Source organism: Corynebacterium lubricantis DSM 45231 (genome assembly GCF_000379425.1).
Classification (GTDB): Bacteria; Actinomycetota; Actinomycetes; order Mycobacteriales; family Mycobacteriaceae; genus Corynebacterium; species Corynebacterium lubricantis.
The window spans coordinates 50838-72059 of the sequence record NZ_KB902185.1 but is presented as its reverse complement, the minus strand read 5'-3'; the positions used below and the strand labels follow the sequence as shown (position 1 = coordinate 72059).

At 60.4% G+C, this 21222-nt stretch carries 20 protein-coding genes; 7 read left to right on the top strand and 13 right to left on the bottom strand.

Annotated elements, in window-relative coordinates; genetic code table 11:
• Positions 1-3: 3 nt before the first annotated feature.
• Genes A37O_RS0103750 through A37O_RS0103730 form a run of 5 tightly spaced genes read right to left on the bottom strand, consistent with a single transcriptional unit; the run spans position 4 to position 8281 of the window.
• A complete protein-coding gene (locus tag A37O_RS0103750; RefSeq protein WP_018296163.1) occupies positions 4-3282 on the bottom strand; it encodes an ATP-dependent helicase in 3279 nt (1092 codons plus the stop codon).
• Complete coding sequence (locus A37O_RS0103745; RefSeq protein ID WP_018296162.1) at positions 3275-6325, bottom strand: ATP-dependent DNA helicase; 3051 nt, start codon at positions 6323-6325, stop codon at positions 3275-3277. The genes A37O_RS0103750 and A37O_RS0103745 overlap by 8 nt, the downstream gene beginning before the upstream one ends.
• A gap of 3 nt (positions 6326-6328) precedes the next feature.
• Positions 6329-7051 carry a TIGR02569 family protein gene (locus tag A37O_RS0103740; RefSeq protein ID WP_018296161.1) on the bottom strand — a complete coding sequence of 241 codons (723 nt, stop codon included), beginning with the start codon at positions 7049-7051 and terminating at the stop codon, positions 6329-6331.
• A 10-nt stretch (positions 7052-7061) separates the two neighbouring features.
• On the bottom strand, positions 7062-8036 hold the full coding sequence (locus A37O_RS0103735; protein WP_018296160.1) for a DUF3152 domain-containing protein: 975 nt from the start codon (positions 8034-8036) through the stop codon (positions 7062-7064).
• A gap of 20 nt (positions 8037-8056) precedes the next feature.
• Positions 8057-8281, bottom strand: a complete 225-nt coding sequence (locus A37O_RS0103730; RefSeq protein WP_018296159.1) for a DUF3107 domain-containing protein — start codon at positions 8279-8281, stop codon at positions 8057-8059.
• A 92-nt stretch (positions 8282-8373) separates the two neighbouring features.
• Here A37O_RS0103730 and A37O_RS0103725 point away from each other — a divergent pair, with 92 nt between their 5' ends.
• Positions 8374-9717, top strand: a complete 1344-nt coding sequence (locus A37O_RS0103725) for a DEAD/DEAH box helicase (protein ID WP_018296158.1) — start codon at positions 8374-8376, stop codon at positions 9715-9717.
• Positions 9718-10911, top strand: a complete 1194-nt coding sequence (locus A37O_RS0103720) for an Rv3212 family protein (protein ID WP_018296157.1) — start codon at positions 9718-9720, stop codon at positions 10909-10911.
• On the opposite strand, the gene A37O_RS0103715 is transcribed toward A37O_RS0103720, so the two are convergent.
• Complete coding sequence (locus A37O_RS0103715; RefSeq protein ID WP_018296156.1) at positions 10908-11345, bottom strand: hypothetical protein; 438 nt, start codon at positions 11343-11345, stop codon at positions 10908-10910. The two genes, A37O_RS0103720 and A37O_RS0103715, sit on opposite strands and share 4 nt — an antisense overlap.
• A 613-nt stretch (positions 11346-11958) precedes the next feature.
• Between A37O_RS0103715 and A37O_RS0103710 the strand changes: the two genes are divergently transcribed.
• Entirely contained in the window at positions 11959-12219 is a 261-nt protein-coding gene (locus A37O_RS0103710; RefSeq protein ID WP_018296155.1) for a WhiB family transcriptional regulator, read from the top strand.
• A gap of 142 nt (positions 12220-12361) precedes the next feature.
• On the top strand, positions 12362-12436 hold the full coding sequence (locus A37O_RS16955; RefSeq protein ID WP_370513275.1) for a 50S ribosomal protein bL37: 75 nt from the start codon (positions 12362-12364) through the stop codon (positions 12434-12436).
• A 60-nt stretch (positions 12437-12496) separates the two neighbouring features.
• Here A37O_RS16955 and A37O_RS0103705 read toward each other — a convergent pair whose 3' ends face one another.
• The 3 genes from A37O_RS0103705 to A37O_RS0103695 are packed head-to-tail and all read right to left on the bottom strand — an operon-like array spanning position 12497 to position 14056.
• Positions 12497-12775 (bottom strand): mycothiol system anti-sigma-R factor, encoded by a 279-nt coding sequence (locus A37O_RS0103705; protein ID WP_018296154.1) that lies wholly within the window; start codon positions 12773-12775, stop codon positions 12497-12499.
• Entirely contained in the window at positions 12772-13368 is a 597-nt protein-coding gene (locus A37O_RS0103700; protein WP_026196109.1) for a sigma-70 family RNA polymerase sigma factor, read from the bottom strand. The genes A37O_RS0103705 and A37O_RS0103700 overlap by 4 nt, the downstream gene beginning before the upstream one ends.
• A 28-nt stretch (positions 13369-13396) precedes the next feature.
• Positions 13397-14056: an SOS response-associated peptidase gene (locus A37O_RS0103695; RefSeq protein WP_018296152.1), complete on the bottom strand. Its 660-nt coding sequence runs from the start codon at positions 14054-14056 to the stop codon at positions 13397-13399.
• Between the two features lie 10 nt (positions 14057-14066).
• On the opposite strand from A37O_RS0103695, the gene aroA reads away from it, so the two are divergent.
• Together aroA and rsgA are read left to right on the top strand one after the other, a co-directional pair.
• Complete coding sequence (gene aroA / locus A37O_RS0103690; protein ID WP_018296151.1) at positions 14067-15359, top strand: 3-phosphoshikimate 1-carboxyvinyltransferase; 1293 nt, start codon at positions 14067-14069, stop codon at positions 15357-15359.
• Entirely contained in the window at positions 15352-16374 is a 1023-nt protein-coding gene (rsgA, locus tag A37O_RS0103685; protein ID WP_026196108.1) for a ribosome small subunit-dependent GTPase A, read from the top strand. Before aroA ends, rsgA begins: the two co-directional genes overlap by 8 nt.
• Here rsgA and A37O_RS0103680 read toward each other — a convergent pair.
• Positions 16348-16842 carry a DUF6912 family protein gene (locus tag A37O_RS0103680; protein WP_026196107.1) on the bottom strand — a complete coding sequence of 165 codons (495 nt, stop codon included), beginning with the start codon at positions 16840-16842 and terminating at the stop codon, positions 16348-16350. The two genes, rsgA and A37O_RS0103680, sit on opposite strands and share 27 nt — an antisense overlap.
• 2 nt (positions 16843-16844) lie before the next feature.
• Positions 16845-17255: an HAD family hydrolase gene (locus tag A37O_RS0103675; protein WP_018296148.1), complete on the bottom strand. Its 411-nt coding sequence runs from the start codon at positions 17253-17255 to the stop codon at positions 16845-16847.
• 141 nt (positions 17256-17396) lie between these two features.
• Between A37O_RS0103675 and A37O_RS0103670 the strand changes: the two genes are divergently transcribed.
• Entirely contained in the window at positions 17397-17780 is a 384-nt protein-coding gene (locus tag A37O_RS0103670; protein ID WP_026196106.1) for a hypothetical protein, read from the top strand.
• Between the two features lie 6 nt (positions 17781-17786).
• Here the strand turns inward: A37O_RS0103670 and secA are convergent, their stop codons facing one another.
• Together secA and hpf are read right to left on the bottom strand one after the other, a co-directional pair.
• Positions 17787-20330, bottom strand: a complete 2544-nt coding sequence (gene secA / locus A37O_RS0103665; RefSeq protein WP_018296145.1) for a preprotein translocase subunit SecA — start codon at positions 20328-20330, stop codon at positions 17787-17789.
• Positions 20331-20509: 179 nt separating this feature from the next.
• Positions 20510-21184 carry a ribosome hibernation-promoting factor, HPF/YfiA family gene (gene hpf, locus A37O_RS0103660; RefSeq protein WP_018296144.1) on the bottom strand — a complete coding sequence of 225 codons (675 nt, stop codon included), beginning with the start codon at positions 21182-21184 and terminating at the stop codon, positions 20510-20512.
• Between the last annotated feature and the right edge of the window lie 38 nt (positions 21185-21222).

Genomic DNA, 21222 nt, shown 5'->3' with positions numbered 1-21222 from the left:
ACCTTAGAGTCCCTTCTTACTAGATTCTGCACTGAACTCTAGTAGCTTTTCCAACTCTTTCTGATTCGGTAGGTCTTGTGGCGCGAAATCCTTGTCCGTGCGGACATAGTAAAACGCCGCGCGCACCGGCTTCCCGTCGTCGGCAATGCGCCGCCACGCCTCCTGATACACGGCCAACTGGATCTTCGCGGTCTCCATCTGTGAGCCGATCGGTTGCTGACCAGTTTTCCAGTCCACCACCCACCACTCTTCCTGTCCATCGACCGTGACCGAGAAAACGGCGTCTATGCGACCGCGCACCACCGAATTGCCCAGCGCGATCTCAAAGGGATGCTCAACGAAGCGCGGCGTGCGCTTCGCCCAGTGGCTCTGCTCGAACGAGGCCTTGAGCTGCGCCAATGTTGCCTCATCCACATCGGCATCGTCGCTGCCAGGCAATTCATCCTCGGTGAGCAAGGGGCTCGCACCGTAGAAATCTTCGAGCCACTCGTGGAACGCGGTGCCGCGCTTGGCATAGGAATTCGGCTTAAATGGCACAGGTCGCCGTGCCCGGCGCGCGAACTGCTCCGGGCTGGCGTGGATGGCCACCACGTCCGAGGCTGTCAGCTCACCCGGCAGTTCCACCGCGAGCTCCGCCGCCGAGAGCGCTGCGTGTTCCTCGATCAGCGCCGTCGTGTCGCGCTCCCAGAGGTCAAAGAGCTCGCCCCGCGCGTGCTCAGGGAGTGTGGTCTGCGCGTCGTCGACACGCGATGCGGCCTCGAGAGCTTGCTTGTCGACGAACGACTGCGGCCATGTGCCCACCTCTGGGGCGCGGGCAGCGCCCTTTTCTGCGTCGTCTCCGTCAGTGGTACTCCACGCGATGATGCAGTCTTCGGGAACGATCTGGGAGAGCTTCTCGAAAGGCTCGTATGGTTTGACCGCCTTGGCTCCTGTCCCGCTGTGGCTCGAACCTGTGATTAAGAGCTTGCGCTCGGAGCGCGTCAGGGCGACGTAAAACAGGCGATAGTTTTCCTCCGCGACGTCACCGCGCTGGTCTGTGATGAATTCTTTACAGAGTTTCTCGAATTCGGTTCGGTCCCCTGCTGCCTCGAAGACGTCGAAGGAATCGGGTGTTAGGCGCTTGATCTGAGTCAGGAATGTCTCGGCCTTGGCAGCGTAGGTGCCAGCGTCCGCGTGTGCCACGACGACGGTGTCCCACTCCAGGCCCTTCGCCTTGTGCGCGGTCAGGATCTGGACGCGGTCGGTGCGCACGGTGACGGTGCCAGGGGCTAGGCCGTCTTCGTGCTCGCGGGCCAACTCGAAGTAATCCAGCAGACCGTCGAGGCTGGCGCCGGAGAAGCCGGCCACTTCGTCGGCGAGCTTGTCGAGGTGAACTGTGCCTGTGGTGCTCGGGCGCGCTAAGACTTCGGTGCGGATCCCGAAAACGGAGATGATATCGGCGAAGATGTCCGTAAGTGGTTTGCCCAAAGAATGAGTGCGCAGGTAGCGCAACTTCGAGGCCAGGGTGCGCAGGCGAGCTAGGCCTTGCGTGCTGTAGCGCTCCGGCTCACCGAGGTCGGCGATCGCATCGGTCAGGCCAGCAGCTGCCTCCCCGCTGGCGGTGGCGTCACTGCCTTCTTGCACGAGCTGTTCAAGTTGTGCGCGCAGGGCATCGAGCGGGTCTGCAGGGGTATCCAGCTGCGTGGAGTCTCGCTCCTCTGCCCTGCCAGTAAGGTTGTGTGCACGCCCGGCGAGCGCGACGATATCGTTCAATCCGAGCCCAACCGCCGGGCCCGCGAGGATGCGCAGGGCTGCCTGGGAGTCCTCGGGGCGGATCAGCATCGTGGCAATGGCGACGACATCTGCGACCTCGGGTACGTCGAGGAGACCTGATAGACCCACGATTTCGTAGGGCACTCCCCGCTCTTCCAAAGCTTCGGCGATGGGCTGCGAGTGCTTGTTCTTGCGCACAAGCACGGCCGCGGAGAACTCGTCGCCGGCGCTGAACTGGGCTGCGAGCTCGTCGGCGATGTAGGCGACTTCCTCGTCCTTATGTGAGAAGAACCCCAGGCGGACATCGCCTGTGCCTGGTTCTGGGCGCGATTCTAAGCGGGCTACGGTGCGGTTTTTCGGATCGGAACCTAGAACGTCATCGGAAACGGCATTGGCGAGTTCCAAGACCTCGGGCGGGTTGCGCCACGAGGTGGTCAGTTCCTTCTTCGGCGCCTCCTCCCCTCCGACTGGCGGGAAGTCGTGGACGAAGGCCTGGAGGTTTTCCGCAGTGGCGCCGCGCCACCCGTAGATGGCCTGCATGGGATCGCCCACCGCGGTCACAGTCAGCGGGCGAGATTCTCCACCATTGGTTGCGCTCTCCTCCTCGTCGCGGCGCTGGCCATAGAGACTGCGCAATAACACGCGCTGCGCATGCGAGGTGTCCTGGTATTCATCCAACATGACCACCCGGAACCGCCTGCGCTGCGATGCGCCGACGTACGGGTGATCATGGGCAAGCCTGGCCGCTACCGACATCTGTTCGTTGAAGGTCACGACCCCGCGCTTGTGCAGCTCCGCCTTGAGCTCGTCAAGCAAGGGCAGGTAGTCCAGGCGCTGCAACTGGGCCTTGCGCCATTTCTCCATATCCTTGGTGAAATCGTCTTTTCGAGCCCTCGGACCTTTTGGCAAGGACTCGGTCTCCGCGATGAACGTATGCGCATCATCAGCGACCCGCTCGGCCGTAGCCAGCCCGTTGCCCATCTCGGTGACCAAATCCAGCAGGTGTGAGGTGGCAGTGTTCACTTCGGGGCCTCCGCGCAGGTCACCCGTGTAGTTCATGACAACGTCGCGGGCGATGGAGTGCAGCTCCGCAGCCGTGATCAGCCGCGAATCCGGCTCAACGGGCACCAAGAGGCCATACTCGCGCACGAGATCGGCGGCATAGGCATCATAGGTGGATACCGTGGGCGCGATGACGGTGAGTGCCTCGCCTAATTCGCCTGTCGGGTCAAGGCGGCGCACCAGATCAGAGTTGGCGGCCAACGTGGCCAGCCTGTCGCGGATCCTGCGCCCCAATTCCTGGGCTGCCTTGCGGGTGAACGTGAGGCCTAAGACTTCTTCAGGGCGGGCGTAGCCATTGGCGACGAGCCACACCACGCGTGAAGCCATGGTTTCGGTCTTGCCCGCACCGGCACCGGCAACCACGAGCAGTGGGCCGGGTTGCGCGCCGATGACATCGGCTTGCTGGTCGGTAGGGGGAAACTTTTGGCCGAGGAATCCCGACAGGACTTTAGGTGACATATCAGCCATGGGTGACGTCTCCTCCTTCTGGTTGGACTGGGCACACGTGGCGCACAGGGCAATAAGTGCAATGGGGACCCGTCTTCGCAGTCAGCGTCGGGCCAGTCAGTTCTGCGGGCAGGGGTGTAATCGCGGTCAAAAACTCCTCGAGTTCCTCCGGCGACTTTTTCGCTTGCTCCCTAGTGGTGATCCCCACCGAATCGGTTGCGGGATACACCAGGGTCGCACCTCCTACGCTGATGGGCTCTTCGCCGGGCCCCGCGGTGTCCACGCCATCGTCGCGAAGCACTCCGCGAGACAGCGCTAACTGGTACGCGAACAACTGCGCATTAGCCGCAGTGTCGTCCTTCGAGGGCGCGGATTTACCGGTCTTCAGATCGACAATGACGGCATCACCGGAGCCCTCGCGTTCCAGCCGGTCCATGCGCCCGCGGATTCTCACGTCCTCGGACAGGGTCACGTCGACGTTAATCTCGGTACCGACCAGCTCATAGGCCTTGCGGGACTGAATGATCCACTGATTGGAGCGCTGCAACAGCTGATCGAACTTTTCGGTATCCGATTCTTCCTTCCAGGCAGGAACGTTGCGGATTTCCTTATATGCATCCACCGTGTCCCGGCGCGCCAATTCTTCATCGACGCCCTTGGCGAGCGACTCAAAATAGGCATGCGCCATGGAACCGCGCACCATAGCAACGGTGTTCGGGGTCTGCAGCGCCCTGCCGAGCACATCCTGCAAGGGGCAAGCCAACAACCCCTCGATGCGCGAGGGCGACAGGGAGCGCGGAACGTCAATCGGCTCATCCGTCGAGGGCACAGTTGTGGTGTACCACTGTGCCGGATCGGCGCCCGCGACACCCTCCTGAGCCAATCGCGCAAGTTGCCGGGCAGCCTGATTCTTCGTTGCCTCCGAGCCCGCGGGGTCCGCTGCAGCTCGACGCAGTTCCGCAAGCAGCTCGTCCTTCGAGAGCACCCGGAAGGTGGAATATCCCTCCCCGGGCGCATCCGCGGTGGTTTGGGTCTGGGCTTTGTCCACGACCTCGACTGTGAGTTCGTGGCGCTGACAAAACTCCTCGATGAACCGAGAGGGCTCGCGGGCCTCATCCTCGTCGGGGGCGTTGACTGAGGTCACCACCACTTCTTCCGTGGCACGCGTGGTGGCCACATAGAATAGTCGCCGCTCTTCCTTAAGGCGGTCAGCGCTGTGCGAGACCGGGAGGTTCGGGTCGATGTCGCGGTCGAGCAAGTCCACCAAGTCTTCCTGCCCGAACAGCGAGCCCGTCTCCCCCAGGCTCGGCCAGGATCCTTCCTGCACCCCGGCCACCACGACGCGCTTGAATTCGCGCCCGACCACGCCGTGGGCGGTGAGCAGTGCGACCGCGTCCGGGGTTGCTATACGATGATCGCGCACACCGGTGGGCAACTCCTGCTCCGTGATATGCGTGACGAAGGCATCAATGCTGGCGTGCTCCCTGCGCTCTGCGAAGTCACCCGCTGCGTCGAACAACGCCATCATGGCATCAAGGTCGCGGTCTGCCTGCGAGCCCGCGGCGCCTCCGCGCAGCGCCTGGGCAAGCAGCCTGTCCGAGAGTTTCGTTGCGTTCCACACTTCCCACAGGATCTCTTCCACACTTGCGTTGTTATCCAGCGCGCTGTGCCCGGCGCGCAGCACCGACCGAATTCGCTCTAAGATGCCGAGCTCACGATCGGTGAGGACACCAGCAAAATCAGGCAGTTCAGTGGAGGGACGCAGCAGTTCCTGCAAGGTCTCTTCCGCACGCGCGCCCGGGGCAAAACGCCGCAGGCCACGCAGCAGGCGCCGCAAGGTCACCGGATCCGCGCCACCGACTGGGCCGAGTAACAACTCGCGCCATTCCGAGGCCGTAAGCTCCGAATACAATGCCCGGATTCCCAAGAGCATCGCGGCCACGATGCGCTGCTCGCCGAGTACAACGTCGGTGGGGTTCAGCGTCACGGGGACTTCCGCTTGCAGTAATGCACGGCGGATTGGCTCGATCATGCCGCTCGAGCGCACGACCACCGCGATATCGCGCCAGGCAACCCCTTCATCGAGGTGTGCGCGGCGCACATAGTCGGTAAAAAACGCGGTGTGCGCCGTGTTCGTGGGAGCCTCCGCTACGCGACGACGCGGTGAGCGCCGAGTTGCTCCCAAATCAATCGAGGTGGCCTCAAGCTCCTGAAAAAAGGCAGGAGAAGCACCGCGGAAATGAAACACTGACTGCTCAAGATCCCCACCGACGACGGCGAGCTCAGCTTCGTTGATAAGCAGCTTGAGCAGTTTGCCCGAGGTCGGATCGAGGTGCTGCGCATCGTCGACGACAATGGTGTGCCAGCGCGAGGTAATCGGGCCGGAGAGCACCTCCGAGACCAACTCCGAAGCCGAGTAACTGTGCATTCCCCACAGGCGCATGACGCTTTGATATTCCGCCAAGAAATCGCCCGAGGCCTCCCAGATGGGCATGTTGTGCCTGGCCCCCAACTCGCGCAGCGTTTCGGGGGTTTGCTGCCGCTCGACGGCGCGCAGAATGAAATCACGCAGCTGGCGGGCAAAACCCACGAAAGTGAGCGCGGGACGCAGATCCTGGGGCCACGACCCGGTCTCGTACTCCGCGTTGCCCTGCAGGAGTTGCCGGATGACCGAGTCTTGCTCCGCGCCGGAGATCAGCCGGATCTGTTCGCTGGAGCGCTGGCGCAAAAGCGCAAAGGCAAGCGAGTGGACGGAGCGAACAAGTGGTTCGTTGGCTACAAAGCCCGACTCCGCCACCCGCTCGGAGAGCTCCCTGCGCAGCCGCGCACTGGATTCCTTCGAGGCGGTGACCACCAAGACCCCATCGGGGTCCTTGCCCTGCTCGATGGTGTTCATCACGGTGTCCACCAGGAAACTGGACACACCCGCGCCAGCCTGGCCGGTTACTTTCCAGACACCCTGTTCGGGCAGAGTAAGGTCCCATGTGCGTGGCTGCGTCTCCGCAGTCCGCGGCACGAGGTAGACGGTGGGATTGGGAGGTAAATCAAGCCGTTCTTCGGTCATACCCTAGATTGTTGCAGATGCCTCAGACATGAGAAGTTGTTCGACTCGTTCGATGTTCGAAAGCGCAGAGGTATCCCCTGGTGCAACTAACCTTTGGCGGTATTCCACGGCCCGCTGACAGAGCTGCGCAAAGTTTGGAACGTGCATCCACCGATTGATCACCGCGTTGTCCACCGCGCGATTAATAAGGCCGTCTACTAACACCAGTGCTGCGGTGTATCCGTGCGGGTGTGGTGTTGCCGTCGGCACAATGTCGGTCAGCGCGGGAAGCAAGGTTCCGGAGTAAATCGTGCAGGCCAGAAAATCGGCGTGGCACACCTGTGGTTTTCCGGGGACGTCCGCTCCATCCCAGGCGGCGCGATCCGCGGCGGCCCACTCGTCGTCACGCTCTATGACGGGAACCTCGATGCCTGCCATCGCTGTGTCGAAGCGCAGTGCTGCTGCGATTGTCTCGTCAATGCGACGCGCGTTGTCGCCTTCGATAAAGTCGCTGGCCTTATAACCACCAACGATGAATCTGCCGTCTGTGGCGCGCACGGGGCGAGAAACGCGCACACCGTCGATGGAGATCTTGTCGCGGATCTTTGCGGACCATGCCGCTGTGGAATTGGCTTTTGAGACGACGATATTGCCGTACATCACTCCGTTATCCCATGCCTGCCCCAACGCCGTTGGAGTGCCGGAATCGGCTTGAAAGGCGGAAAGAACGTGCTCAGGTAGTGCCACGTATGACTCCTTAAGGATTAGGGAATGGCCACGCGTTGGCGCGACACGTGTTTCCGTCGTCGGCGTACACCTCATTCGGGCTGATGGTGTTGAGCTCAGTATTGTTCAGGCTCAACGTCTGCTGCATCATGATCGGGGCAAGCGCACCATCTTCGCTGCACGGGACGTGATCGGCGTAGCCAATACCGTGGCCCACCTCGTGGTTGATCAGGTACTGGCGGTAGGCGCCAAGGTCGCCCTCGAAAGGAGCAGCGCCACGTACCCACCTCGCCTCGTTCAGCACGACGATATTACCGCCGCCTAGCGTCGTGCGACAGCTGGTTTCCATTTCCAGATCCGCTCCACACAACTCCGCGGTGGTGTTCACCGAGGAGAGCTGAATGCGCATATCAGGGTTCTGGTCTGCTGCGACGTGCTCGAACCGGAAGTTCGGGTCGTTGGTCCAGCCGCGCGGGTCGGCCAACGTGGCATCAACCATGCGCGCGAAGGCGCCGTCACCGCCGTAGGTGGTGGTGTCCACGCCGTTTTCAATCTCGATCACGTACGTGGTGCTCAACGTCTCCCCTTGGCCGGCGGACATGCCGGGTTCACCGACGATCCGGTAACTCCCGTTGCCCTGCTCGGTGAAGGGGCCGCCCTCCGGCAGTTTCGAAATATCAATCTCGGCGGGCTGGGAGCGCGACGGATCGGGGCCAGGTCCGCGTGATTCCTCTGGTTCCTGGGCATCCGCAACGGTAGTAGATTCCGCCGCGGGATTTGCCTCCGCGGCCTCCTCTGCAGGTGTTCGTACCACGTCAGCCACCACAAAAATGGTGATCACAGCTAGCACCGGGATGGCGTACGCGCGCCACCCGTACTCGCGAGCAAACCGAACTAGCGACGATTCAAACTTCGCTCGTTTCGAGACTGGTTCGGTCCCGCGCTCCTCGGAGGGTGCCTCAGAGGTGCCGTGCTGATCACCTGTGGATTTTTGGAGGTCTGCCATAGTACAAACAATTTAGCGCATTAGCCGGCAAAACCCACGGCGTGAGGAGCGGACTGACCAACCTCGACGTAAGAAATCCGGTCGGTGCGAAGAACAAACTTGCGCTCCTTCGCGTCCTGCAGGGTCACGGTTGGCTGGTTGGACTCAATAGCCTGGGTAATCTTTGCTACAACATCGTCCTGCGAGTCGGAGCTAGAGATAACGAGTTCGCGAGGGCTCTCTGCAAGACCAATCTTGATATCCATAATGTGAGTTTTCACTATCCTTCTAATTTGTTGGTTTCGCCGCTGGATGCGACAGTGATTCTATTGTAGTCGTGTCGGCTAAGATAGCTCGTGTGTCTTCTGACGTAGTTGCCCCAACGCCCACTCCCACCTTCACCGAGCTCGGCGTCGCCGCGGAAATCACGGACGCGCTCGCCGCAGAGGGAATCACCCATACGTTTTCCATCCAGGAGTTGACGCTTCCTCTTGCATTGGAAGGAACCGACCTCATCGGGCAGGCTCGTACGGGCATGGGCAAGACGTACGCTTTCGGAATTCCCCTGCTAGACCGGGTTTTTGACGACGGCGACATCGCAGAGCTCGACGGTACACCGCGCGCCTTGGTGGTTGTGCCGACTCGTGAGCTCGCAGTCCAGGTGGGCGCAGATCTGACTCGTGCGGCAGCAAACCTGCCCATCCAGGTGCTCAATATCTACGGTGGACGCCCTTACGAGGAGCAAATCAACGCCTTAGAAGCGGGTGTCGACGTGGTGGTGGGCACTCCTGGGCGCCTGCTTGATCTCTACGAGCGTGGCTCGCTCACCCTAGATAAGGTGGCCATCTTGGTCCTCGACGAGGCCGACGAGATGCTCGACCTTGGTTTCTTGCCGGATATCGAGAAGATTTGGTCGGCGTTGTCTCATAAGCACCAAACCATGCTGTTTTCCGCCACGATGCCCGGCCCCATCCTGACCTTGGCGCGTACCTTCATGCATAAACCAGTGCATATCCGCGCGGAATCGGCGGATGCCGGCGCCACACACGCCACCACGAAGCAGGTGGTGTTCCAGGCCCACAAGATGGACAAGCCCGAGGTCACCGCGCGCATCTTGCAAGCCGACGGTCGCGGCCGCACGATCATCTTCACACGCACCAAACGCACGGCAGCCGAGGTGGCTGAAGATATGGCCAAGCGTGGTTTCTCCGTCGGTTCGGTGCACGGCGACTTAGGGCAAGAGGCCAGGGAGCGCTCGTTGAATGCCTTCCGCGATGGGTCCGTGGAAATTCTTGTGGCCACCGATGTTGCCGCCCGCGGCATCGATGTTGACGACGTCACCCACGTGATCAATTACCAAACTCCCGACGATCCGATGACCTACGTTCATCGCATTGGGCGCACTGGTCGCGCCGGACATTCCGGCACCGCAGTGACCCTGGTGGGTTACGACGAGCTGCATAAATGGACAGCGATTAATGCAGAACTCGGCTTGGAGCAGCCAGCACCGCCGGAGTGGTTCTCCACTTCACCGGAACTCTACGAGGCCCTCGACATCCCGCAGGATGCAGCACCGACTGTCGGCGAACCACGCAAGGTCGTCGGCGCCAAGTCAATTAATCAGCAGGCGCGCCGTCCGCACGGCTCGGGCTCTGCTCGCCGACAGCCACGTTCCCAATCACGTTCCCGAGGCCGCTCCTAAATGGCAGGTGCACCGCTCAATCGCTCGAAGAAGGATCTCGTCGCCACCGGCATCAATTCCGCCGTCGTTATCGTGGTGGTCCTCGTTGCTTTTTTCACGGCCCCGATCCGCACCGCCGAGCTCACTCCTGCATCGAGCGAGTACGAGAATTACGGCGAACTCACGGCCGTTCCTGATGCGCTCCAGGAGACCGCCCGGGTCCCCGAGTCGTCGCCAGCGCTGGCTCCCATCGCGGCATCCGGTTTGGCCGTGGGCTACGACGGGCACACGTTGCGCGGCTATACGCCGCAGGGCACCGAGGCGTGGGCATATTCGCGTGACGACGAGTTGTGCGCTCTTTCTTCAGCGTGGGGGAAAGCAGTGGCTACGTACCACACAAACGTGGGCTGCGGCGATGTGGTTGCCATCGAAGCAAGCACCGGAAAGTACGCCGGTACTCGGTCGTCGAATGCTCCCGATGAAGTCGTCTCTGTTTCCTCGGCGGAACGTGTCGGTACAGTTGGTGCGCTGCGCACCGAACTGTGGCGCTCTGACCTAGTACGTACCGTGGAGTACGGAGAGGTAGAGGCACCCCAAGAAGCCGATATGCAACCCAACCCCGGCTGCATGATCACCTCCGCGCTGACCAGCACCGATCTCCTCGCTGTCACGGAGGTGTGCTCTGATACGACGTGGTTGCGCTTCCAAGAAACCACCCCTGAGGATTCGCGCGGGCCCGAAATTCGTGCGAATGCCACGGTGTCGTCCGGCGCAGTTTTGGTCGGCATCAGCGAGCACACAGCCGCCGTCTACGACCCCACCACGGAGGAGGTCCTCGGCATTGATGATGCAGGTGTCGAGGTGGCACGCTCCAAGGTCGAGCCGATTGCCAATATCGACGCGCTCTATGAACCGGCAATAAAGAAGCTCCCCGAACATGAAAGCTTTTTCGACGGGAACAACCTCTTGTTGATGCAGCCTGACACGTTGGCTGTGCAGACCATTTACCAGGGAGCGCTTGGCACCGGCATCGCCGTGGACAATAAGCTGCTCTACCCGGTTGACGGGGGCATCGCCGTGGCGGATTGGACCGCCCAAACCGTCGAGCGCACGATTCCCGTCGATCGCGGAGAGTACACCGGCGAGGTCTCGCTCGCTTCGGTGGGCGACGCTATCGTCGAAAAGCGTGGCGACGAGTTGGTATTTCTACGCTAAGCGCCGTAGCGCGAAGCAACCCACTCAGTTGAGCGGGGGTTAAACAGCATCACGAGTGCGACGAGCGCCGACAGCCCAGTGGCGATGGCCAAAAGAATCGCCCCGCCGGAGAACATGAAGTAGGCCACGCCAAGCAGGATGAACTGCATGAGCACGATCAAGCCGCGGCCCCAGACTTTGCCCGAGAGCATGGAGTACGCGGCTGCACCCATTGCCCCGAAGACGAGGATGATGAAGATGGCCGTGCCGTATCCGACGTATTGAGTGTTCTGGCTCGCCGATTCTAGTGAGGAGTGTTGCGTCCCTGATGCCTCCCAGTAGATCTGAAGGCCCGCATAAATGAATGCGGCAACCATCTGCACGAGCGAGATAATTGCCGCCCATTTCACGGTCGCGGGGAGCTGGGTTCCTGTAGCTTGAGGTTTCTTCGTCACAGTAAGGCAGTCTAGCTTCCTTGCTGATTTTCTCCGCCTTTCGGAGGATTTCGGAGGATTTCAGTGGATCTCAGATGAACTTTAAAAGTTGGCAAACTTGGCGTTACGCGATTTCTTAACACTTAAAACTTGGCGTATCGACGATTTCCGCCTGAAATTTTGTGATCTGCGCCCTAATTTCCTCCCCAAAGATTTGACCTTTCTTTAGAAGTGCGCATGTTCTTTAAACTAGGATAATCACAGGTCACAGCATTGCTGACATGAACGCATTTAGGAAATGTGGCGCAGGTTACGTACATTAACTGCATACAATTAAGTGATCTTAGTCACAATAATGGCTTTAACCCTAGCGCAGGCGAACTAAACATGTCATGATTCTCGGGTAGCAAAAACAACAGGTTAATTAATTAACCATTAACTCCCAATCACCACGGAGTTAAAACCAAGTAAAGTTGATGGGCCTCGGAACCACCGCAGGACTGCCGTCCCACCACTTGGTTCGCAAACAATTTGCAAAAGACACCCACTGCAATGGGGTCTATTTGTGGTGCGCACTAAAGACATCAAGCAACACCGAAAACGCTGTTCGTAACACTTAAGGAGAAAAATTACCATGGATTGGCGCCACGAAGCTATTTGCCGCGATGAAGACCCAGAACTGTTCTTCCCTGTCGGAAACTCCGGCCCTGCACTTTCCCAGATCGCCCAGGCCAAGCTGGTCTGCAACCGCTGCCCAGTAACCTCTATGTGCCTGAAGTGGGCACTGGAAACCGGCCAGGACGCTGGCGTTTGGGGCGGCCTGTCTGAAGAAGAGCGTCGCGCTCTCAAGCGTCGCAACAAGGCACGCGGCCGTCGCGCACGCGTCACCGCATAAGACTGCACCAAAAACTGTAAGTCTTCTCCCCTGCTGGCCTCCACCGCAGTTTAGAAGGACCCGAATTTCCTGCTGACAGCTGAGAACACTAGAGTCAGTAGGTAAGAAATTATCTACTCACCTATCTTAAAGGAGGCCGCATATGTCGAAGCGTGGTCGTAAGCGTAAGGACCGTCGCAAGAAGGGCGCAAACCACGGTAAGCGTCCAAATGCTTAAGAACAGCTAACGCCTTCTTTCCTTGTTTATAGGAAAGAAGGCGTTTTTCGTTGCCCAGATCTAGGACCAGTGGGTTTCAGTATAAGTAATCGAAATTCGCTGCATAATGCGCGTTCGAAGCTGCTCGGGTGCCGGGTCTGGCTGCCCACACCGACGCACCATTGCCCTTACTTCTTGCTCGGATTTCAATCTTCCGAAGCACTCGGGACAGCTGGCGATGATCTCTTGAATCTCTGTGGCGCGTTCTTGGGTGGTGTCTTCGTCGAGTAGCTCGCAGAGAAGCGCCTGCTGATCGTCGCACTGCTTGCCGCAATCGTCCTTGTGGTGGTCGGCACTCATTGCTCGATTCCTTCCTGCATGTCTGGGTGGTCTAAACCAATGCCTTTTTCGGCTGCTACGTCTTTCAACAAACCGCGGAGCTGTTTTCTTCCACGATGGAGACGACTCATCACCGTTCCCAGTGGAGTATCCATAATTTCGGCGATTTCTTTGTACGCCATGCCCTCGACATCGGCGAGGTAGACCACCATGCGGTAGTCGTCGGAAAGCGAATTCAGCGCCTCGGTGATCTGGGAATCCGGCATGTTCTTCAAGGCCTCAACCTCGGCGGACTGCAGGCCGGTCGAGTCATGGTTGCTCGTGGTGTAAAGCTGATGATCCGTTACTTCATCCGCGGAAGTCTCCAGCGGGCGACGCTGCTTCTTGCGATACGTATTGATATACGTATTCGTCATAATGCGGTACAGCCACGCCTTCAAATTCGTTCCAGGCTTGAAGGAGTCAAAGGCCTTGTACGCCTTCAGATACGTCTCTTGGACTAAGTCCTCGGCGTCTTGAGGATTTCTGGTCATGCGCAGGGCGCCACCGTAGAGCTGGTCCAGAAGTGGCATGGCCTCCTCAGTAAATCGCTGAGAGCTTTCAGTCTGTGACATGTGGCCATTGTAAAGCACAACGGATTTTCTAAAACAAGGTGGTCGTATCAGAGATTAACTCGGCGTAATCATTGCGGACATTTCCCACTGCAGGGTCGGCCGGAGTCCACTCCAAATCGTCGGCAAGCGTCGAAGGGTGCACGAGCTCGAGGGCCTCTTCTGGGCTGCCACTCACCCACTGCGCAATATCGCTCTCGTCTAAAAAGAGCGGCAGGCGGTCATGGAGCCATTCGATTTTTCCGTGCGACGCCGTTGTCACCATGGTCGTGGACAGTTGATCAAGGCCCGTCTCCCATAGGGCGGCCGCAAACAGCATGCCTTCCTTCCGGGTGACGAAGTAGGGCTTCTTCTCGTGCCACTCGTAGTAGCCGTCGAGGACCATAATGGCGCGCCTGGACTTAAAGGCCGAGCGAAATGAGGGCTTCTCTGCGACTGTCTCGCCGCGCGCGTTGAACAGCGGCGGGCCCGTTTCGTCTTTCTTCCACGACGGCAGCAGCCCCCAGCGGGCTGGATCGATGGAGGCCTCCGAGCCGGTAAAGCGTACGACAGGCACCTTTTGGGTCGGCGCCACGTTGTAGCGCGGGCCGGGCAGGCCCTCGGGGGCGGACACCTCGGTCACGCCGGGGAGCCCGCCGATCTCGCTCATGAGTTCATCGCCGGTGGTAAAGAGTACGAATCGTCCACACATACCATCTATTATGTACCTTATGACAGATCTTTGGCCTGCCCCGACCGCCCACGGCCCCGTTGCCCACACCCAAATAGTTCCTGGGTCGAAATCAATCACAAATCGCGCGTACATTCTGGCGGCGTTGGCGTCCTATCCGTCAAAGATTATCGGCGCGCTGCGCTCCCGCGACACGGACCTGATGGAGCAGGCCATGGCGTCGCTGGGCACTGGCTTTTCCCACAGCAGCAGCGACGACTCCGACATTATTACTGTCACCCCAGGCACCCTGCACGGCGCCGACGTCGATTGCGGGCTGGCCGGCACCGTCATGCGGTTTGCTCCTGCTGCTGCCGCTTTCGCCAACGGCCCCGTGCGTTTCGACGGTGACGAGTACGCCCGTAACCGCCCCATGGGTACGATCCTTGATGCCCTGCGCACACTCGGTGTCGATGTCGAGGGCGACTCGCTGCCATTTACTATCCACGGTCACGGCGAGGCCGAGGGCGGAGAAGTCTTCATCGACGCCTCCGGTTCCTCGCAGTTCGTCTCCGGCCTCTTGCTCGCCGGCCCACGCTTCAACAAGGGCGTGACGGTGCACAACACCGGCAAGACGCTGCCGTCGATGCCGCACATCGAGATGACGGTGGACATGCTCCGCAAATCCGGCGTCACCGTCACCACCAGCGAGAACACGTGGACCGTGCACCCCGGCGAGATCGAGGGCCGCACCTGGCACATCGAACCGGACCTCTCCAATGCCACGCCTTTCCTCGCCGCAGCAGCCGTCACCGGCGGCATTATGCGCATCCCGAACTGGCCGCTCGCCACTACCCAGCCAGGTGATGTCATCCGCGACATCCTCGAGCGCATGGGTTGCGAAGTCGAACTCGTCTCCGAGGGCCCCACCTACTCCCTGGAGGTCCGTGGCCCGCAGCCCGGCATGCTCACGGGCATCTCACTGGATATGAGCGATATCGGCGAGCTCGCGCCCACGGTGGCCGCTCTTGCCGCTTTGGCATCCACCCCTTCCGAGCTCACGGGTATCGCCCACCTGCGCGGCCACGAAACCGACCGGCTCGCGGCCCTGACGCACGAGATTAACAATCTCGGCGGCGCGTGCCAGGAGCTCGCGGACGGCCTCCATATCGAACCCGCCCAGCTGCACGGCGGCCAGTGGACGTCCTACGCCGATCACCGGATGGCTACCGCAGGCGCCATCATCGGACTTGTCGTCGAGGATGTCGAGGTGGAAAATATCGCGACAACGTCGAAGACCCTACCTGGGTTCGAGAAGATGTGGGCGGATATGCTCCGTGGCTAGATCCCGCAGGTCATACGACGAATCTGATGTCCGCATCCGCCCCGGCAAAGGCTCGCGGCCACGCACGAAGGACCGCCCGAAGCACGAGGATGCAGTCTTCGGGATGGTCACCACGAAAGACCGCGGCCGTTGGGGCGTCGTACTTGAGAACGACACCTTGGTCACCTGCATGCGCGCCCGTGAACTGGGACGTACCTCCATCGAGGTCGGCGACCGCGTCGGTGTCGTCGGGGATATCACGGGCAAGAAGGACACGCTGGCACGCATCGTCAAGCGCGAGGACCGTACAAGCGTGTTGCGCCGCACCGCCGACGATTCCGACCCCTACGAGCGCATCGTCGTTGCCAACGCCGAAATCTTGCTCATCGTCGCGGCCGTCGCCGATCCCCCACCACGCACCGGCTTCGTCGAGCGCGCGCTGATCGCCGCCTTCGTCGGCGGGCTGACCCCGGTGGTGTGCCTGACCAAGTCCGACCTCGCCGACCCTTCCGAGTTCGCCGCCGAGTTCGCCGACCTCAACGTCACGGTGCTCACGACCGGCATCGACGACGAGCTCACGGAGTTGCATTCGCTTATCGACGATCGCCTCTCCGCCCTCATCGGCCACTCCGGTGTGGGGAAATCTACCCTAGTCAATCGCCTGGTGCCCGACGCCCAGCGAGAAACGGGCGAGGTTTCCGGGGTAGGCAAAGGCCGCCACACATCCACTCAGTCCGTGGCTTTGAAGCTGCCCGAGGGCGGCTGGATCATCGATACCCCGGGTATCCGCTCCTTCGGATTGGCCCACGTCTCCCCCGACGACGTGATTGCACCCTTTGAGGACTTGGCCCAGGCAGCCGAGAACTGCCCCCGCGGCTGCACCCACGCCGGCCCCCCAGCCGACCCGGAATGCGCGTGGGACAAGTTCGAAGAAGGCTCGCCCACGTGGCGCCGCGCTCAGGCAGTGCGCGGCTTGCTTGCTGCTTTGCGCAGCAACAACGAGTGGGATTTAAAGCAGCTCGACCAGGAACGGTAGCTCGCTCGGGTCGTAGAATGCCATGTAGTTATCTTGGGCATCCCCTACCGCCAGCTCAGCGTCCTCGTCGCCGAGGTCGGCTTCGTCGATAAGCGACACGGCCTTCTTCGTGGCTTCCTCGGCCTCTTCCAGGTCGATGTGGATGGCTGCGACGTCCTCGAGCGAGATGGGACTGGCGACCTTCACCACGGACTCGCCCATGTCCGGCATGGGCTCGGCATCAACGTCGACGGAGACGACGATGCGGCGATGCGGGAACTTCTCTTCGTCGCCGATGGTGAGCAAGCGCATCGAGGCGAGTGCGGCATCGTCGAAGGCGATCATCTCAATTTCTTCTTCATCGCCGAGTTCGTAGAAGTTCACCAAGTCCTCGGTGGCCGCGAAACCCCAGCCGTTGCGCACGGGCATCTGGCCTTCCGCATCGAGGGTCTCGAGCATGGAGAACGTCGCCGGGATATACACGCGCACTCTTAGAACTCACCCTCGATCTCGAAAAGCGACTGGATTTCTACGACGGTGCGATCAAAGCTGGTGTGCAGGATACCGATCAGGCCGTTGTCCACGGCGCCGCGCACATTCAAAATGTCATCGTCGATGAGCACGCAATCCGACAGGTCCGCCTCGATCGCGTCGGCCGCAGCCTGGAATGCCTCGCGCTCCGGCTTTTCAAAGCCGATCTCCCCGGAGAGCACAACCGCGTCCACGATGCCACGGAATTCCCACTCGCGGATCTGATCGGCGCCCTCGCCGCCAGGATCATTGGACAGAATTGCGGACGCTACCCCCGCGTCGCGGACTGCCGCAAGCAGGGAACGCCACCGGCGCTGATCTTCATCATCGGCATCCAGAACGCCGACGTAGTCCACAATAAGTCCTCGCATGAACCTGACTTTCTTCTTTGAATCGAGCGGCCTCTCGGCGCGCGTGAATGAACTAATCGTGACACAATACTACCTAGCCCACCCCGCGTCCGCCCTCCACATCACACCTGTTTTTCTATTGAACTTGGAGGGCAAGCCCACATGTACTATCCCGTTCCCGGCCAGACGCACCTCAGCGTGTTGGTTCCGGGGCAATCTCAACCCCGTCCACAGCCCCGCCCGGTGCCTCGCGGCACGCGTCCGCGAGGCACGGAACCGCGTGGCGCGTCCCTGGTGAAGGTCGCGCTCGACGCGGCCTTCGGCATTCGCGAGCTCCGGGCGTTGCAGCAGGCACGGTTTGATCACAGCGTGCGCATGCACGTTGCCGCTAAACGACGATCAGAAGCCGCCGGACCCGTCAGGATTCTCAGTTTCCATACCCGCGCCAACGGCGAAGTATTTGGCACGGCCGCGACGAAAGAGAGGAAATATGGATTTGCCGCCCGCATTGAAAGCGGACGGCTGACCAGTTTTAAGGTGCTCTAGGCGGGGTTATGCCTGGACGGTGGTGTCTTCCGACTTCGGCTCGAACTGCTTGCGCATCATGAAGAGCTGTCGCACGGTCTCTTCCTTGACGGCGTCGTTCATGGCGTTGAACATGTCACCGCCTTCCTTCTGGTATTCCACCAGAGGGTCGCGCTGTGCCATCGCACGCAGGCCGATGCCCTCCTTGAGGTAATCCATTTCGTAGAGGTGCTCGCGCCACTTCTGGTCGATGATCGGCAGGATCACCATGCGCTCAATGTTGCGCATCTGGGCGTCGCCGCCGATGGCAGCAACGTTGGCTTCCAGGTTGTCGTAGGCCTTCTGCGCATCGTCGACAAGCGCCTCGCGCAGCTGGTCCGCCGAAAGCTCGCCGGCAGCGCCGTATTCGGTGCCGTCAACGAGGGACTGTGGGCTCATGGTCGGGCCGTAGAGCCCCTCGAGTGCGTTCCAGAGTTCGTCGAGGTTCCAATCCTCCACGTATCCGTCGAAGGTTGCGCCATCGACGTAGGCGCCGACGGTCTCGGTGATCATGCGGCGCACCTGGTCCTTGATGTCCTTGGCGTCGAGGATTTCGCGACGTTCGGCGTAGACCACCTTGCGCTGCTCGTTGAGCACCTCGTCGTACTTCAACACGTTCTTACGCATTTCGAAGTTCTGGTTCTCCACCTGCGCCTGAGCGCCCTTAATGGAGTTGGACACCATCTTTGCCTCGATGGGGACATCGTCGGGCACGTTGAGGCGGTTCATCATGTTTTCCATGGACTGACCGACAAAGCGCACCATCAGATCGTCGCGCATGGACAGGTAGAAGCGAGTCTCGCCCGGGTCGCCCTGGCGGCCGGAACGACCACGCAGCTGGTTATCGATACGTCGGGATTCGTGGCGCTCGGTGCCCAGGACGTAGAGACCGCCGCTTTCACGGACTTCGTCGCCAAGCTTCTTGGAGCGTTCCTTTGCCTTCGGAAGCTGCTCGTCCCATGCCTTCTGGAAGCTCTCTTCGTCCTCGAATGGGTCGAGGCCTTGGGCCTGCAGGCGCGCGTCCAGGAGGACTTCCGGGTTGCCACCCAGCACGATATCGGTACCGCGACCCGCCATGTTGGTAGACACGGTCACCGAGGACGGCATGCCCGCCTCGGCGATGATGCGGCCTTCCTCCTCATGGTGCTTCGCGTTGAGAACGTTGTGCTTGATGCCCTTCTTGGTCAGCAGCTGCGAGAGGTACTCGGAGCGCTCCACCGAGGTGGTACCCACGAGGACGGGCTGGCCGTTTTCCACGTGCTCGGCGATATCGTCGGCCACGGCGGCGAACTTCGCTTCCTGAGTCTTGTAAATCAGGTCGTCGCGGTCGATGCGCTGGTTCTCCCGGTTGGTCGGGATCTGCACCACGTCGAGGCCGTAGATGGAGTTCAGCTCGGCTGCTTCGGTCTCTGCGGTACCGGTCATGCCGGCGAGCTTGTCATACATGCGGAAGAAGTTCTGCAGAGTGACGGTCGCCAGGGTCTGGTTCTCGTTTTTGATCTCGACCTTTTCCTTGGCCTCGATCGCCTGGTGCATACCTTCGTTGTAGCGGCGCCCTGCCAACACGCGGCCCGTGAAACCGTCCACGATCATGACCTCACCCTGGCGGACGATGTAGTCCTTATCGCGCTCGAAGAGCTCCTTTGCCTTCAGAGCGTTGGTGAGGTAGCTGACCAGCTGGGAGTTCTCCGGATCGTAGAGATTATCAATGCCCAACTGATCCTCGACGAACTCCACGCCTTCTTCGTTGACGCCAACGGTGCGCTTCTTCTTGTCCACCTCGTAGTGGATACCCTCGCGCATGCGTGGCGCGAGCTGGGCAAACACGTTGTAGAACTGGCTCGAGCCCTCGACAGGTCCGGATATGATCAGAGGGGTACGGGCCTCGTCGATAAGAATCGAGTCAACCTCGTCGACGATGCCGAAGTGGTGTCCGCGCTGTACCGCGTCGCTCAGCGACTTGACCATGTTGTCACGCAGGTAGTCGAAGCCGAGCTCGTTGTTCGTGCCGTAGGTGATGTCGGCGTCGTAGGCCTTCTTGCGCTCCGGCGCGCGCATCTCGGACAAGATGACACCCACCTCAAGCCCCAGGAAGCGGTGCACACGACCCATCATCTCGGCGTCGCGCTTTGCCAGGTAATCGTTCACCGTAACAATGTGCACACCCTTGCCCTCAAGAGCATTGAGGTACGCAGGCAGCACCGAGGTCAGGGTCTTGCCTTCACCCGTTTTCATCTCGGCGACGTTGCCGAAGTGCAAGGCCGCGCCACCCATGATCTGCACCAGGTAGTGCTTCTGGCCGAGCACGCGCCAGGAGGCCTCGCGCGCGGTAGCGAAAGCGTCCAGCAAGATGTCGTTGAGATCCGCGCCGTCTTCCAGCTGCTTTTTGAACTCACCGGTCTTCGCCTTGAGCTCTTCATCGGTGAGCTTTTCGAACTCACCTTCCAAAGAGATGACGTCTTCTGCGATTTTCTTCAGTCGCTTGACCGTACGGCCTTCACCGGCCCGGAGCAGCTTAGACAGTCCAAACACGTAGTTAGTCCTTCGATCGTGGGGGAAGTTACTTTTCTAAGACTTTAGTATCAAAGCGCTATTGTACGCGCACTGCCATGGGCCTCCCTAGCAACCTCCAAGCAAGGTCCCAGCAGAACGGAAAAATCACCGCCACTGAGTGTTTCAGTGGCGGTGATTCTAAAAGCGCTTTACGACGATTACTTCTCGTCTTCCTCGGCTACGAGGGAGATCAAACCGTAATCGAAAGCGTGACGACGGTAAACCACAGATGGGCGACCGGTCTCTTCGTTCACGAACAGGTAGAAATCGTGTCCGACGAGCTCCATTTCGCTGAGTGCTTCATCGACGCTGATCGGCGTTGCGGAGTGCTCCTTGGTACGCACAACCTGGCCTGGTTCTACGTGCTCGACCTGGTCTGCGTAAGGATCCACATCGTACTTACCGTTGTTTTCAGCCTTTGCCTTATCCGCCTCATCGACGAGTTCGGCAGCGACCTGACCGGTGGACTTGGGTGCGCGGTGGCCGGACATGGAGATTTCGCGGCGAACCTTCACCTTGCGCAGGGAACGCTCCATCTTTGCCAGTGCAGTTTCAAGAGCAGCGTAGAAGCTGTCTTCCTTTGCCTCAGCGCGAGCGATGTGACCCTTGCCAGTGGCGGTAATCTGAATGCGATTAGCCTGTGCCTCACGGCGTGGATTTGGCTCATGCTGCAGCTCAACATGGAAAAAAGTCAACGTTGGGTCAAGCTTTTCAATCTTCGAAAGCTTGGTGTTGACGCGGTCTTGGAAGTGCTCTGGAACCTCGACGTTGCGACCGGTGATGGTCACCTGTGCTTCGGGGCTGAGGACTTCGTTGTTTTCTGCAGTGGTCATCTGCTTCCTCCCTACTAGGTGGGGACTGGGTGTAATTC